The 13,776-nt window shown below is 42.2% G+C and carries 12 protein-coding genes; 5 read left to right on the top strand and 7 right to left on the bottom strand.

Annotation, left to right across the window (positions count from 1 at the left end):
• Positions 1 to 36: 36 nt before the first annotated feature.
• The 3 genes from GO009_RS11210 to murA all read left to right on the top strand — a co-directional run bounded on the left by GO009_RS11210 (position 37) and on the right by murA (position 2,381).
• Positions 37 to 324 carry a DUF493 family protein gene (locus tag GO009_RS11210; RefSeq protein WP_163626292.1) on the top strand — a complete coding sequence of 96 codons (288 nt, stop codon included), beginning with the start codon at positions 37 to 39 and terminating at the stop codon, positions 322 to 324.
• Between the two features lie 83 nt (positions 325 to 407).
• Complete coding sequence (locus GO009_RS11215; protein WP_163626293.1) at positions 408 to 1,058, top strand: DUF4290 domain-containing protein; 651 nt, start codon at positions 408 to 410, stop codon at positions 1,056 to 1,058.
• A 15-nt stretch (positions 1,059 to 1,073) separates the two neighbouring features.
• Positions 1,074 to 2,381, top strand: coding sequence for a UDP-N-acetylglucosamine 1-carboxyvinyltransferase (gene murA / locus GO009_RS11220; RefSeq protein ID WP_163626294.1), 1,308 nt, complete (start codon positions 1,074 to 1,076; stop codon positions 2,379 to 2,381).
• A gap of 6 nt (positions 2,382 to 2,387) precedes the next feature.
• Here murA and GO009_RS11225 read toward each other — a convergent pair whose 3' ends face one another.
• From GO009_RS11225 to clpB, 6 genes are all read right to left on the bottom strand, one after another.
• Positions 2,388 to 3,392, bottom strand: coding sequence for a pirin family protein (locus GO009_RS11225; RefSeq protein ID WP_163626295.1), 1,005 nt, complete (start codon positions 3,390 to 3,392; stop codon positions 2,388 to 2,390).
• 72 nt (positions 3,393 to 3,464) lie between these two features.
• The gene (locus tag GO009_RS11230; protein ID WP_163626296.1) at positions 3,465 to 4,892 is read right to left on the bottom strand and encodes an amidohydrolase; all 1,428 of its coding nucleotides are present in this window, start codon (positions 4,890 to 4,892) and stop codon (positions 3,465 to 3,467) included.
• Positions 4,893 to 4,992: 100 nt separating this feature from the next.
• The gene (locus GO009_RS11235; protein WP_163626297.1) at positions 4,993 to 6,306 is read right to left on the bottom strand and encodes a deoxyribodipyrimidine photo-lyase; all 1,314 of its coding nucleotides are present in this window, start codon (positions 6,304 to 6,306) and stop codon (positions 4,993 to 4,995) included.
• Entirely contained in the window at positions 6,303 to 6,998 is a 696-nt protein-coding gene (locus GO009_RS11240) for an SDR family NAD(P)-dependent oxidoreductase (RefSeq protein ID WP_163626298.1), read from the bottom strand. Before GO009_RS11240 ends, GO009_RS11235 begins: the two co-directional genes overlap by 4 nt.
• 1 nt (position 6,999) lies before the next feature.
• On the bottom strand, positions 7,000 to 7,497 hold the full coding sequence (locus GO009_RS11245) for an SRPBCC family protein (RefSeq protein WP_163626299.1): 498 nt from the start codon (positions 7,495 to 7,497) through the stop codon (positions 7,000 to 7,002).
• 262 nt (positions 7,498 to 7,759) lie between these two features.
• Positions 7,760 to 10,360, bottom strand: a complete 2,601-nt coding sequence (clpB, locus tag GO009_RS11250; protein WP_163626300.1) for an ATP-dependent chaperone ClpB — start codon at positions 10,358 to 10,360, stop codon at positions 7,760 to 7,762.
• Positions 10,361 to 10,502: 142 nt separating this feature from the next.
• On the opposite strand from clpB, the gene ytxJ reads away from it, so the two are divergent.
• Positions 10,503 to 10,892: a bacillithiol system redox-active protein YtxJ gene (gene ytxJ, locus GO009_RS11255; protein WP_163626301.1), complete on the top strand. Its 390-nt coding sequence runs from the start codon at positions 10,503 to 10,505 to the stop codon at positions 10,890 to 10,892.
• Between the two features lie 167 nt (positions 10,893 to 11,059).
• Here the strand turns inward: ytxJ and GO009_RS11260 are convergent, their stop codons facing one another.
• Positions 11,060 to 12,244, bottom strand: a complete 1,185-nt coding sequence (locus tag GO009_RS11260) for a hypothetical protein (RefSeq protein WP_163626302.1) — start codon at positions 12,242 to 12,244, stop codon at positions 11,060 to 11,062.
• A 251-nt stretch (positions 12,245 to 12,495) separates the two neighbouring features.
• Between GO009_RS11260 and glyA the strand changes: the two genes are divergently transcribed.
• Positions 12,496 to 13,770: a serine hydroxymethyltransferase gene (gene glyA / locus GO009_RS11265; protein WP_163626303.1), complete on the top strand. Its 1,275-nt coding sequence runs from the start codon at positions 12,496 to 12,498 to the stop codon at positions 13,768 to 13,770.
• Positions 13,771 to 13,776 lie beyond the last annotated feature (6 nt).

The raw sequence follows: 13,776 nt of genomic DNA on the forward strand, positions 1-13,776 counted from the left end.
TGTAGGTTAAGCCATATATTTGTAGAAAAATGTGGCATGGATAAAAAAAGTACGGAGGAGTTCTATACAAAGCTTAGGGAAAAATTATTGGAAACCACAAATTGGCCATCCGATTATCTCTATAAATTTATAGTACCTACGGATGAAAAGCGCATTGCCCAGATAAATAAGATTTTTGATAACACCGGTGCGGTTATTGAATCCAAAAAGTCAAAAAAGGGTACATACACCAGCCTTTCCATTATGGTACATTTAAAAAATCCCGACGAGGTAATAAAAAAATACAAAGAAGTTTCCGTGGTGGAAGGTGTAATTTCCCTGTAATCCCATTGTTTGCGATAATTTTCTTAATTTGCAGTCGTTATCACGATTGACTTTCCAATAATCAAGTTTCTAAATACATTAATTTGAACGAAGTATACAACTTAGAATACAATACAGAGCGTCCAAAACTCTTTATACCCGAGTATGGCCGCCATTTTCAGAAAATGGTAGATTACGCTGTTTCCATTGAAGACCGAGACGAACGTAATAGAGTGGCAAAATCCATTATAAGTGTAATGGGGAATTTGCAGCCCCACTTAAGGGATGTCCCGGATTTTCAGCACAAACTTTGGGATCAATTATTTATCATGGCCGATTTTAAATTGGACGTGGATTCGCCTTTCCCGATTACTTCAAAAGAAGTTTTGCAACAACGACCAGAACCTTTGGAATATCCTCAAAACCATCCAAAATACCGTTTTTACGGCAATAACATCAAAAGAATGATTGATGTTGCCGTGAAATGGGAAGAAGGGGATATGAGGTCCGGTTTGGAATATGCCATTGCCAACCACATGAAAAAATGTTACTTGGTTTGGAACAAGGATACCGTGGAAGACTCCGTAATCTTTAATCACCTAAAGGAGCTTAGTGATGGACAAATAGATTTGGCCAAGAGCGAGGAAAGCTTAACGGAAAGCGGACAGTTCCTTAAAAATAGACCCAGCACTAGGTCCAGTAGCAACAATAACAGAGGTAAAAAAGGGCAAAGAAGTCGCAAAAAACGATATTAAATTCCAAAGGAATAGATGGGTACATTTCGAATAGAGGGTGGACACCAATTGCATGGTGAAATTACTCCCCAAGGAGCAAAGAACGAGGCACTTCAGATTCTTTGCGCCGTGTTGCTTTCAGAAGAGAAAATTACCATAAACAATATACCGGACATTGTCGATGTCAATAAATTGATTGCCCTTCTTGAAGATTTGGGTGTAAAAATCCAGAAAAAGGGAAAAGGTACTTATACCTTCAAGGCAAACGATGTCAACTTGGATTATTTACAATCTGCCAAGTTCAAAGAAGATGGGAGGGGGCTGCGGGGTTCCATTATGCTGGTTGGCCCATTATTGGCAAGATTTGGCAAGGGATACATTCCAAAACCTGGAGGTGATAAAATTGGCAGAAGAAGACTGGACACCCATTTTGAAGGATTTATCAAGCTTGGGGCAAAGTTCCGATACAATAAAGAAGAGTATTTCTACGGGGTAGAAGCCGATAAACTGAAGGGTACCTACATGCTTTTGGATGAAGCATCGGTAACCGGTACGGCCAACATTGTGATGGCCGCTGTTTTGGCCGAAGGTACAACTACCATCTACAATGCCGCTTGCGAGCCTTATTTACAGCAATTATGCAATATGTTGAACCGCATGGGGGCTAAAATCTCCGGAATTGGTTCAAATCTGTTGACTATTGAAGGTGTGGATTCCTTGAAGGGAACAGAGCATACCATGTTGCCCGATATGATCGAAATTGGTAGCTGGATAGGTTTAGCTGCTATGACGCAAAGTGAGCTTACCATAAAAAATGTGAGCTGGGACGATTTAGGTCAGATTCCAACGGTTTTCCGAAAGTTGGGAATAAACGTGGAGCGAAGGGATGATGACATCTTTATCCCGAAGCACGAAGATGGCTACGAAATCCAAAATTTTATCGATGGATCTATACTGACCATTGCCGATGCGCCATGGCCTGGATTGACCCCGGATTTGTTGAGCATCATTCTGGTTGTGGCTACACAAGCTAGGGGAGAAGTGCTCATTCATCAAAAAATGTTCGAAAGCCGTTTGTTCTTTGTGGACAAACTTATTGATATGGGGGCAAAAATTATTCTTTGCGACCCACACCGGGCCACAGTTATTGGGCATGACTTTAAATCAACATTAAAGGCCACCACCATGGTATCTCCCGATATTAGGGCAGGGGTATCCCTTTTGATTGCGGCATTGTCCGCCAAAGGGACTTCCACCATTCATAATATTGAGCAGATCGACCGTGGTTATGAAAACATTGATGAACGTTTACGTGCCATCGGGGCCAATATTGTTAGGGTTTAATTCTAATCACTTTTCGACCAATTTACCATCCGGATAAAGCGCAAAACGTCCTCTATTTTTATCATGGACATTGTCTGGGTGTGGCCAAGGCCATCCACCAAATTGGGTAAGGCGGTATTCCTCCATCACTTTTTGGATTTCGGCTTGCGTGTTCATTACAAAAGGACCGTATTTGGCAACGGGTTCACCGATGGGTTTTCCTTGCAGAATCATAAAATGAGCTGTTTCAGAACCTATTTTGATGTTGACATCTTGAGTTGGGTCCAGAACAATTCCAAAATTTGGATTGATTTTTTTGTCCTCGATATAAATTTCATCACCTTCATAAAAATAGAGCACACGGTTTACTTCAGAAGAATTTGCCTTTGGCAGCGTATATTCTGAATCTGCATCCACTTGAATGTTCCAAACCGCTACTTTGTTTTCGGGATTGGCTGCCCATGAATCCGGAGCAGGGTCAATAGGGTTCACATTTTTGTAAGTACCTGCTACCACTTTGATTTTCGCATTCTCTTCTTCAATAATCGGAATATCCTCATTCCATAGCATTTTAAAGTGTGGATCCACAAACTTTCCGGCTTTGGGAAGGTTCAACCAGATTTGAAAAAGTTCCAATGTGTTTTCCTCATCATCTTTTAACAATGGAAACATTTCTGAATGTTGTACGCCTCTTCCTGCTGTCATCCATTGTACATCGCCCTTGCCAAATCTACCGGCCGCACCAAGGGAATCGGAATGGTCACAAAACCCCTTGTTGACGATGGTAATCGTTTCAAAACCGCAGTGTGGATGGAAAGGGAACCCAGGAATCGTCTGACCGTGGTACATACGCCATTCGGCATTGGGGTTAAAATCACTACCTAGATTTCGCCCTTTCAGCAAAGATTTATCTGGCCCCATATCTCCGTTCCCTTTTGGAAAACGGTCCAAATGGTACACACTGAACAAAAAAGGGTCAAGGGTTTGCCAAGGGGAGCTTAACGGAAAGGTTTGAATAATAGGATTTTTCATAGCGTAATGTTTAATTTTTCAAGATTAAAAAGCCTGCGAAGGGCAGGCTTTTCAATAAAATTGTAATTTAATTTATTTGCCAGGGATTGGTGGGGGACCATCGATCATGGCCTCATATTTTACATCACCTTTTCTGGTCTTATATTCTTCTTTTACTTTTTCTACCAATTTAGGATCATCAAAAAGGTCCAACATGGTCATTCCCATTGCTTTGGATGCATAGATCATTCCTTTGTGGCCAATGCTCATTCCGCCACAGGCAACAACTGCCCAAGAGTGCCACGGAGTTCCTTTTGGTGCTACGGTTACCCCAAGGTTGATGTTTGGAACGTTCCAGCTTACATCGCCAACATCCGTGGAACCTCCACCTGGAAGTTCTTCGGTTTCTTTCAATGGATGCACCTCGCCGTCCATGCCAACCTGTGGTTTTCCAGTAGCTTCTTGAATGGCTTTACCATAGGTAATCTCTTCCTCGGTATAAGTGATCGGGCCCAAAAGCTCCAAATTATTTTGCATGATTTTACCGCCTTCACGGTTCACCAAAGTCTCGTAAATACCGGAAATCAATGAATATTTGTAATCTACATTGGCCATAATAGCAGCACCTTCAGCCATGGCCTTTACACGCTCAAAGGTTGGTAACATTACATCTCTTTTTGGATCACGGACCCTGACCCACAAGCGGGCATAATCGGGAACAACGTTCACCACTTGTCCACCATCTTGGATATGATAATGGATACGTGACGTTGGTTTGATGTGTTCACGATAATAATTAATTCCCGTAGTGTATAGTTCCAATGCATCGGAAGCGCTACGACCGTTCCAAGGATCGGAAGAAGCATGAGCGGCTTGACCATAAAATTCAATCATAAAGTCAATTAAAGAAAGTCCACTCTGTACATCGGCCTCAATTTCTGCGGATGGATGCCAGCTTACATTCACATCTACATCGTCCCAAAGTCCGGCCTCTACCATCCACACTTTGCCAAAAAACTTTTCTTCTGCTGGGGTTCCGAAGAATTTTACGGTCCCTTTAATGTTTCCGGCTTCTATTTGCTCTTTAATGGCGATGGCTGCCCCCAAACTGGCAGCACCGAACATATTGTGTCCGCAGCCGTGACCTGGTTCACCTTCGATTCTTGGGTCTTTGGTGGGGACGGTATTTTGTGAAAGGCCAGGAAGTGCATCAAACTCGCCCAATACACTGATTACGGGAGAACCCGAACCATAAGTTGCTATAAAAGCTGTTGGGATATTGGCCACACCACGAGTAACGGTCATCCCATTTTCTTCGGCATAATCGGCAAGCAATTCGGCAGAAATGGATTCTTCAAAAGCAGTTTCGGCCAACGCCCAAATGGAATCGCTGATTTTGATAAGGTTTTCTTTGTGCTTTTCTACGGAAGCTACTACCGCTTTTTTGTCCTTGGACATCTTTTGGGCCGCTAGGTTAAGCGACATCAGCCCCAAAAGGAGTAAGGTTGAAAGTTTCTTCATTTTAAAGGTTTTGAGTTAGTTATGTTCCGTTGATTTGATTTAGTTTTTTTGAGATAAAACAAAATCATCCCAACAGAGAACTAAAATTAACGAAAAAGCTTCAACTTACCGCTTCTTTATATGTTTTTAAGCATCGCTCGCGGGCTGTTTTATGGTCAACAATAGGGTCGGGATAATTCATTTCTTGAAGGTCTGGCACCCACTTATTGATGTATTTTTTGTCCTTATCGAATTTCTTTATCTGTGTAGTGGGGTTGAAAATCCGGAAATAGGGGGCAGCATCTACACCGCTGCCAGCGGCCCATTGCCAGTTGCCCACATTGCTGGCCATTTCATAATCAAGGAGTTTTTCGGCAAAATAGGCTTCGCCCCACCGCCAGTCGATTAACAGGTGTTTGCAGAGAAAACTGGCCACGAGCATACGCACACGATTGTGCATGTAACCGGTTTCATTCAGCTCGCGCATCCCTGCGTCTACCAAAGGATAACCTGTTTCACCATTTTTCCATTTTTCGAACTCTTCTTCATTGTTTCGCCATTCGATCCTGTCGTATTTGGCTCTAAATGCCTCATTAACGGTATGTGGAAAGTGCCACAGAATCTGCATAAAAAACTCTCTCCAAATCAATTCGTTCCAAAAGGTTTCGTTCTTTTCATCAATGGCTTTTTTTACCATTTTTCTGATGGAAACAGTACCAAATCGTAAGTGGGGACCCAATCGGGAGGTTCCTTTTTCCTTGGCGGGGTAGTCCCGTGTGTCTTTATATTTCTGAATCAAATCGGAAGTGACGGTAAAATCGGGAACTTTTATGGAAGACTCCTCAAACCCCATATCTTTTAGCGAAAGTTGTGGTAGATTTTTGGATGGATACAAGTTTTTACCAAGGTCACTCAATGTATCATACTCCACTAAATGAATAGACGGATTAAAATTTTCCTTCCATTTTTTCATGAATGGCGTGTATACCACGTACGGGTCGCCATCGTCCTTCACCACTTCGTCCTTTTCAAAAATCACTTGGTCCTTGAAAGTCTTGAACTTCATTTTGTTTTCTTCCAAAAATGATTTTATCTCACCATCACGCTTTTTGGCATATGGCTCGTAATCATGGTTGGTGTATACGGCTTCAATCTTATATTCTTTCAATAATTGCTTGAAGACCTTTTTTGGGGTATTGTAGAACTGGGCAATTCCGCTATCATGGTTGGCACCTAGCTGATTATTTAATTTTTGTAGTTGTTCATGGATAAAGGTCACCCTAGCATCATTTTTTGGGAGATTTTCCAGTATTTCGGTATCAAAAATGAATATTGGCAAAACGGGAACATCATCTTGAAGCGCCTGATATAGTCCAACGTTATCATCCAGACGCAAATCACGCCTAAACCAAAAAATATTGATTTTATCTTTCATGAATTCACGTTTAAGCTGGACATTCCACCATCGACCCCAATAACCTGCCCTGTAATCCATGAATTATCGGAATTCAATAAAAAGACGGCCATATTAGCTATATCCGTTGCGCTGCCGACTCTTTTCATGGGGTGTCTTTCGGACATCATCTCTTTTTTCTTATCGTTGCTCAGCAGTCGTTCCGATAGGGGAGTGTCCACTAAAGATGGGGCAATAACATTCACTCTAATTTTAGGAGCATATTCCGCCGCCAAGGCTCGGGCAAAACCTTCAATAGCTCCTTTAGCCGCCGATACACTGGTGTGGAAGGGCATTCCTGTCCCCACGGCCACAGTACTGAAAAAAACCATGCTAGAACCTTCGTTCATTCTATTGATGATGGATTTGACCGTTCTGGCCAAAGCAATGAAATTGATTTCCATATCATTTTGAATGGTGTCGATTCCCATTGTTTTAAACGGTTTCAGGTTGATGCTTCCAGGACAGTACACAAAACCGTCCAGTGTTTCAGGAATGGCTTTGTCGCTAATATCCTCATTTAGGGCATCAAAAGGGATGTGAGTGGCGTCAATGTTTGAAAGGTGTTCGTTACTTCTACTGGCAATGAATACCTCATTCTCTTTGGAAAGCATTTTTGCCATCTCCAAACCTATGCCATAAGAGCCACCAATCAATAATATATTCTTTTTCATGTTATACCTTTCTGATGCCTAAATAGTTTTCTTTTCCATCTACTTGTCCGAATAAATCGGCAAGTTTTTGCTCTCGAAATTCAAAAATCTTTTGCAGTTGTTTCTTTACCAACAAAGGGTGGGTGAGTTGTCCCAACAAACCAAAGGGCAATTTGTAATCAATGATGTCCTCCATTTCCACACCTTCGGGAACTTCTTTTAAAAAATGTTTGTGGTGCCAAAGGGAGTAGGGGCCAAAACGCTGCTCGTCCACAAAATATTCGCCTTCTTTAACATGGGTTATCTCAGTTACCCATTTTGTGGAAACAAAAGGAAACGGTTTTACTATATATTGAATAACTTGACCTTGGAACATGGGTCTATCCGCTCCGGCCAAAATATGGAAACCCATGTGTTCCGGAGTTATCACTGCCAGATTTTTTGGGTCTGATAGAAAATCCCAAGCCTCCTTTATAGTAATGGGGAGTAGTTGTTTCGACTTTAGTTGATACAGCTGCATTAAAATTCTTTTGTACAAAGATAAGATGATAATGTTTAATAAAAAACTAAAAACATTAAACAAATTTATATTTGATTAGGACTGCCTCATGAAGTCTATAAACGGAAAATAGCGGGGATGTCCCCGCTATTTTTTCGACTGATTTGGCGATAAGCCAATTTGTTAAGTAAGATTGTCAGGTTAAGTCTCAACTATTGTAAATGCTCTTCCCTTAAATAAAACTAGGGAAGGACATTTCCTGACTGAAATGTATTTTGAGAACTTACTCTACAAGTTCGTCTTGATTTCTAAACACCAATTGATCATCAAAGGAATCCAAGAGCACTATGCTGTCGGAGGTTATTTTTCCAGACAACAACTCTTTGGAAAGGTTGTTCAAAACCTCTTTTTGAATCAATCGTTTAACGGGGCGTGCACCATATTGCGGGTCGAAACCTTTTGCTGCCAAATATGCGATAGCTTCTTCGGTGGCATCGAGGGTAATGTTCTGCTTGGCCAACATTTTCTTCAAGTTTTCCAACTGCAGTCCCACAATATCCTTGATATCCGATTTGCTTAATGGCGCAAACATGATGATGTCATCAATACGGTTGAGGAACTCGGGCCTGATGGTCTTGCGGAGCAATCCCAACACTTCTACCCGTGCTGTCTCTGAAGCACTTTCCAAGTCTACGGCATCTTCAAACTTCTCTTGTATAATGTGGCTGCCCATGTTACTCGTCATAATAATGATGGAGTTCTTGAAATCCGCCACGCGACCTTTGTTGTCGGTCAACCTACCTTCGTCCAACACCTGTAACAGTATGTTGAAGGTATCGGGGTGTGCTTTTTCAATCTCATCCAACAAGATGACGGAATAGGGTTTCCTTCTCACGGCTTCGGTCAACTGACCTCCCTCATCATAACCCACATACCCTGGAGGTGCACCCACCAATCGGCTCACAGAATGACGCTCTTGGTATTCGCTCATATCTATCCGTGTGATGGCGTTTTCATCATCGAACAGATAGGCTGCCAAGGTTTTGGCCAGCTCGGTCTTACCTACACCTGTTGTACCCAGAAATAGGAACGAACCGATGGGTTTTTTGGCATCTTGTAATCCCGCCCTGCTTCTACGGATGGCATCGGATACGGCGATTATCGCCTCATCCTGACCAACTACCCGTTTATGCAGGACATCTTCCAGTTTCAGGAGTTTTTCGCGTTCGCTCTGCATCATCTTATTCACGGGAATACCGGTCCACTTGGCGACCACCTCGGCAATATCTTCATAAGTTACTTCCTCTTTGATCAATGTGCCGGCTGTTTGCTGCTCTGCCAATTCATCTTGGAGTTTTTCCAATCGTTCTTGGGCCTCTTTTATTTTCCCGTAACGTAACTCAGCAACTTTGCCGTAATCGCCATTTCGCTCAGCACGTTCTGCTTCAAGCTTGTAGTTTTCAATATCCTCTTTGGTTTTTTGGATATTGTCCACCACGGTTTTCTCACTTTCCCATTTGGCAAAGATTTCGTTCCGTTCTTCTTTAAGATTGGCAAGATCCAAGTTCAAGGTTTTCAATTTGGAAGTGTCGTTCTCCCTTTTGATGGCCTCCAACTCAATCTCCAACTGCATAATTCTACGGTCGAGCACATCCAATTCTTCGGGTTTGGAGTTGATTTCCATGCGAAGTTTGGAAGCGGCCTCGTCCATAAGGTCGATGGCCTTATCGGGCAAGAACCTGTTGGTAATGTAGCGTTGCGATAGCTCCACGGCACCGATTACCGCATCATCCTTGATGCGAACTTTGTGGTGTGCCTCGTATTTTTCCTTAATTCCCCTAAGTATGGAAATGGCACTCTCGGTATCGGGCTCATCTACCATCACTTTTTGGAATCGACGCTCCAAGGCTTTGTCTTTTTCAAAATACTTTTGGTATTCATCCAAGGTAGTGGCTCCAATAGCTCTCAACTCACCGCGGGCCAAAGCAGGTTTTAGGATATTTGCGGCATCCATAGCGCCTTGTCCGCCACCGGCACCTACCAGGGTGTGAATCTCATCAATAAAGAGCACAATGTTTCCGTCGGAAGAGGTTACCTCCTTGATTACGGCTTTTAAACGCTCCTCGAACTCACCTTTGTATTTGGCACCTGCGATAAGTGCTCCCATATCCAAAGAATAAATGACTTTGTCCTTGAGGTTTTCGGGTACATCGCCTTGAATGATTCGATGTGCCAGACCTTCGGCAATGGCGGTTTTACCCACACCGGGTTCACCTACCAACATCGGGTTGTTCTTGGTACGTCTGGACAAAATCTGCAATACCCTACGGATTTCCTCGTCCCGTCCGATTACGGGGTCCAATTTGCCGCTATCGGCCATTTGGTTGAGGTTGTTCGCATATTTATCCAAGGAGTTATAGGTTTCCTCTGCACTTTGGGAGGTTACCTTACCGCCTTTGCGTAGTTCTTCGATGGCTGCTTTCAAATCTTTTTCGGTCACGCCCTGATCCTTTAGGATTTGGGCAATTTTGCTCTTGGATTTGAAAATAGCGAGTAACAAATGCTCAACGGAAACGTACTCATCGCCCATGTTTTTGGCTACGATGCTCGCTTCGTTTACTGTTTTTCCGGCTTCTCTGGAAAGCATGATTTCACCTCCCGATACTTTTGAAAAGCTTTGGAGTTCCTTGTCCAATATTTGGTTGATGAGATTGGTGTTGACGTTCAATTTTTTCAATATGAAAGGCAACACGTTTTCATCGACCTCGGCAATGGCCTTGAACAAGTGTTCGTTCTCGATTTGTTGATGCCCAAATTCTTGGGCCAATTGCTGGGCCCTTTGTATGGCTTCTTGTGATTTTATGGTAAAATTATTAAAGTTCATAGTCGTTGTTTTTCTCTATTATGTCAACAATCCTACCAATACGTTATCACCGTCAAAATGTCCGATAAATCCAGAAACAGTAAGACATTTAGTCAGATGTAAGCTTTTTGTTTGCTCACGACTTATCCCATAAATTTGTACTATGGGAATATTTGACAGCGTCTTCGGAAAGAAGGAAGTAACAAAGAAAGAAAGGAAAGAATTGCCGTGGATTCAATTGGAGTCTATGGATCAGTTGGAAGCGGTTGCGGAGAACTCCAAAGATAAACCCCAGGTAATTTATAAGCACTCCAGTACCTGCGGCATAAGTAGGATGGTATTGAATATGTTTTCTGAATCTTATGATATGGATTTGGACATCGAACTCTATTTTTTAACAATCCAAAACCATAGGGATGTGTCGAATGCAATTGAGGATAAGTTTGGGGTTCGGCACGAGTCACCTCAATTATTGGTAATCAAGAACGGCGAGGTGGTTTTTCATACTTCACATGGCGCCATTTCGGATACGGATTTTACGAAGTACTTATAAAATAAAAAGAGAGGTTGTCCAAAAAGCATTGAAACACGTCATTCTGAACCCGCCTTCCGGCAGGCAGGTTTATTTCAGAATCTCATCATCCTGATAAACAAATCACTATGAGAACCTGAATCAAGTTCAGGTTGACGAAAATCGACATTATAGACACCCTCTTTTTGCTAATTAAACTGATATTTTGAGACAATGCCCTTGAGGCGCAGCTTAAGGTCCTCACCTGCATCGTAGACCATTTGTTCGTTGGATGGGAAGGGAACTTCCCGAGCGTTCAAGTATAGCATTAAGTCATCTTCCAAAGCTCTTTTATCACCTTGGTAATTGGCGAAAATGTGTTCAAAGACAAACTCACTGGATAGGGGATAGGAATTGATTTCCTGCCCGTTCCTCAAGTCTGTGAAACTAACTTTGGCCCCAATTTGTGCGCTTTTGGTTTGGGTAAATTGGAACAACTTACAGGTTACGGTTCGCATCTTGTCCACCTTAATTTTGTTGCCCAAACTGTCTTTGACCACGTTGCCATCAAGGTCTAAAAGATATTCCCAACCATCTTTGATCTGTCTTTCTTTGATAACCTGTGTTTCGTTGATTCGTTCTGGGGAGACATTGATTTCCATAAAATCAAGGTTCATGGCGTAATCATATTTTACATTTTGAAGCGGGTTGGTGTGGTATTGCAACCAAAAGTTGTCAATTCCAAAGGCATTGAAGTCCAATAGTTCAGCTTCCAAACGCTCCGGGATAATCTGTTGCGTTTGGTTTGAAATTTCTACTCTTACGAATTCCAGTCCTTTATTATAGGCTTCATCCATTTTGGATACTGTTTCCCTATACCCCGGATTTATTTCCTGCAAATATTTTAAATCTTCGTAGGCGGCTCTATAATCCGCTTTGTATTTGGCCGATGCCAACAGATTGGAAGCGTTTTGGTACAGATGTTCGGACAGATCGTCCTTGGTATTGAGGATTTTATTGTCGTAATTCACAAAATTGAATTCGGCTGTTCTGCCTTCATCATTTATATACAACGGAAGCAAAGGTCTTATGCGTTGTTGAATCTGTTTCAACTGCAAATATTTGTTGTAGATGGTCTCCAAGTTGGCCGGGTTTCCATCATTCTGAAGAAATGTAATTTCCTGTTGTTCTCTGGCCGTATTCTTGGCAAATGCTTCTTCCAGCAAAAGAATATATTCCTGATGCCCTTTTTTGGTCTTGTTCTCGGCCAAATTCTTAATAGCCTTGTTCATGGCGGTGGAATAATTCCCCGTATTCAAGGCTTCTTGTGTTTTTTTTACGCCACTACAAGCGCTTAAAACAATGATAGTGGTTAAGAGTAGAAATCTTTTCATACTGGTCAACTTTATGGTTGTATTAGGGGAATTCAATAGCTATGCCAAAAATCCTCATCCTATTAACGAAAAAGGTGTTATTGTAGTATATTTTCAACAAAAACCCTTTTAAATGGAGGGCTGTACAGGATTTGTTTTTTTCACAGAATTGTTAATTGCCGTTTAATAAAATTACATCTCAACCTTATTTTTATAGATGGAAATCCCCTTTCAATTCGTAATTTTACGCCCTTAATTAAACAATGGGCAACATGCAACGAGACCAGAAGATTTTTGAACTTATAGCACAAGAAAAGGAAAGACAGTTGGAGGGTATTGAACTAATAGCTTCCGAAAACTTTGTAAGTCCGCAAGTAATGGAGGCCGCAGGCTCCGTGCTTACGAACAAATATGCCGAAGGATATCCTGGAAAGCGCTATTATGGCGGTTGCGAAGTTGTTGACCAAGTGGAACAATTAGCCATTGATCGTGCCAAGGAACTTTTTGGGGCAGCTTATGCCAATGTACAGCCTCACTCGGGTTCACAGGCCAATGCTTCGGTGTACCATGCTTGCCTTAACGCAGGGGATAAAATTTTAGGTTTTGATTTGTCACATGGAGGGCATTTGACCCACGGTTCACCCGTAAATTTCTCCGGGAAATTGTACAATCCGGTTTTTTATGGGGTTGATGAGGAGACCGGCATGTTGAACTACGACAAAATTCAGGAAATTGCGGATAAGGAAAAGCCCAAATTGATCATAGCCGGTGCTTCAGCTTATTCAAGGGATATGGATTTTAAACGATTCCGTGAGATCGCTGATAGTGTCGGTGCTATTTTGTTGGCCGATATTTCGCACCCTGCCGGGTTGATAGCCAAAGGCATTTTGAACGATCCCATTCCACATTGCCATATTGTGACCACGACTACCCACAAAACCCTTCGCGGTCCTCGTGGAGGCCTTATTTTGATGGGCGAAAACTTCGAGAATCCGTTTGGTATTAAACTAAAGAACGGAAACTTGAGAAAAATGTCAGCTTTGTTGGATTTGGCGGTGTTCCCAGGAAACCAAGGCGGACCTTTGGAGCACATCATCGCTGCCAAGGCCATTGCATTCGGAGAAGCACTTACCGACGACTATTTACACTACATGGTTCAGGTGAAAAAGAACGCTGCTGCCATGGCCAAAGCTTTTATGGACAGGGATTACAAAGTAATTTCCGGAGGTACGGACAATCATATGATGCTGATAGACCTTAGAAACAAGGATATTTCGGGCAAGGAAGCGGAGCAAGTACTGGTAAAAGCAGATATTACTGCTAACAAGAACATGGTGCCTTTTGATGATAAATCGCCATTTATAACTTCGGGAATCCGTTTTGGTACTTCAGCCATTACCACTAGAGGCCTTAAGGAAGCGGATATGGAGACTGTTGTGGGCTTTATTGATGAAATCATCACCGATGCCGAGAACGAGAAGAAGGTAGCTGAAATAAAACAAAAGGTCAACGACTTGATGAAATCGCGACCTTTGTTCAGTGTTTAGTATTTG

Source organism: Allomuricauda sp. TY007, assembly GCF_010468565.1.
Classification (GTDB): Bacteria; Bacteroidota; Bacteroidia; order Flavobacteriales; family Flavobacteriaceae; genus Flagellimonas.

Coding starts and splice junctions, on each gene's coding strand:
- GO009_RS11210 (WP_163626292.1), top strand. CDS start 37: ATGGATAAAAAAAGTACGGAGGAGTTCTATACAAAGCTTAGGGAAAAA.
- murA (WP_163626294.1), top strand. CDS start 1,074: ATGGGTACATTTCGAATAGAGGGTGGACACCAATTGCATGGTGAAATT.
- GO009_RS11225 (WP_163626295.1), bottom strand. CDS start 3,392: ATGAAAAATCCTATTATTCAAACCTTTCCGTTAAGCTCCCCTTGGCAA.
- GO009_RS11230 (WP_163626296.1), bottom strand. CDS start 4,892: ATGAAGAAACTTTCAACCTTACTCCTTTTGGGGCTGATGTCGCTTAAC.
- GO009_RS11235 (WP_163626297.1), bottom strand. CDS start 6,306: ATGAAAGATAAAATCAATATTTTTTGGTTTAGGCGTGATTTGCGTCTG.
- GO009_RS11240 (WP_163626298.1), bottom strand. CDS start 6,998: ATGAAAAAGAATATATTATTGATTGGTGGCTCTTATGGCATAGGTTTG.
- GO009_RS11245 (WP_163626299.1), bottom strand. CDS start 7,497: ATGCAGCTGTATCAACTAAAGTCGAAACAACTACTCCCCATTACTATA.
- clpB (WP_163626300.1), bottom strand. CDS start 10,360: ATGAACTTTAATAATTTTACCATAAAATCACAAGAAGCCATACAAAGG.
- ytxJ (WP_163626301.1), top strand. CDS start 10,503: ATGGGAATATTTGACAGCGTCTTCGGAAAGAAGGAAGTAACAAAGAAA.
- GO009_RS11260 (WP_163626302.1), bottom strand. CDS start 12,244: ATGAAAAGATTTCTACTCTTAACCACTATCATTGTTTTAAGCGCTTGT.
- glyA (WP_163626303.1), top strand. CDS start 12,496: ATGCAACGAGACCAGAAGATTTTTGAACTTATAGCACAAGAAAAGGAA.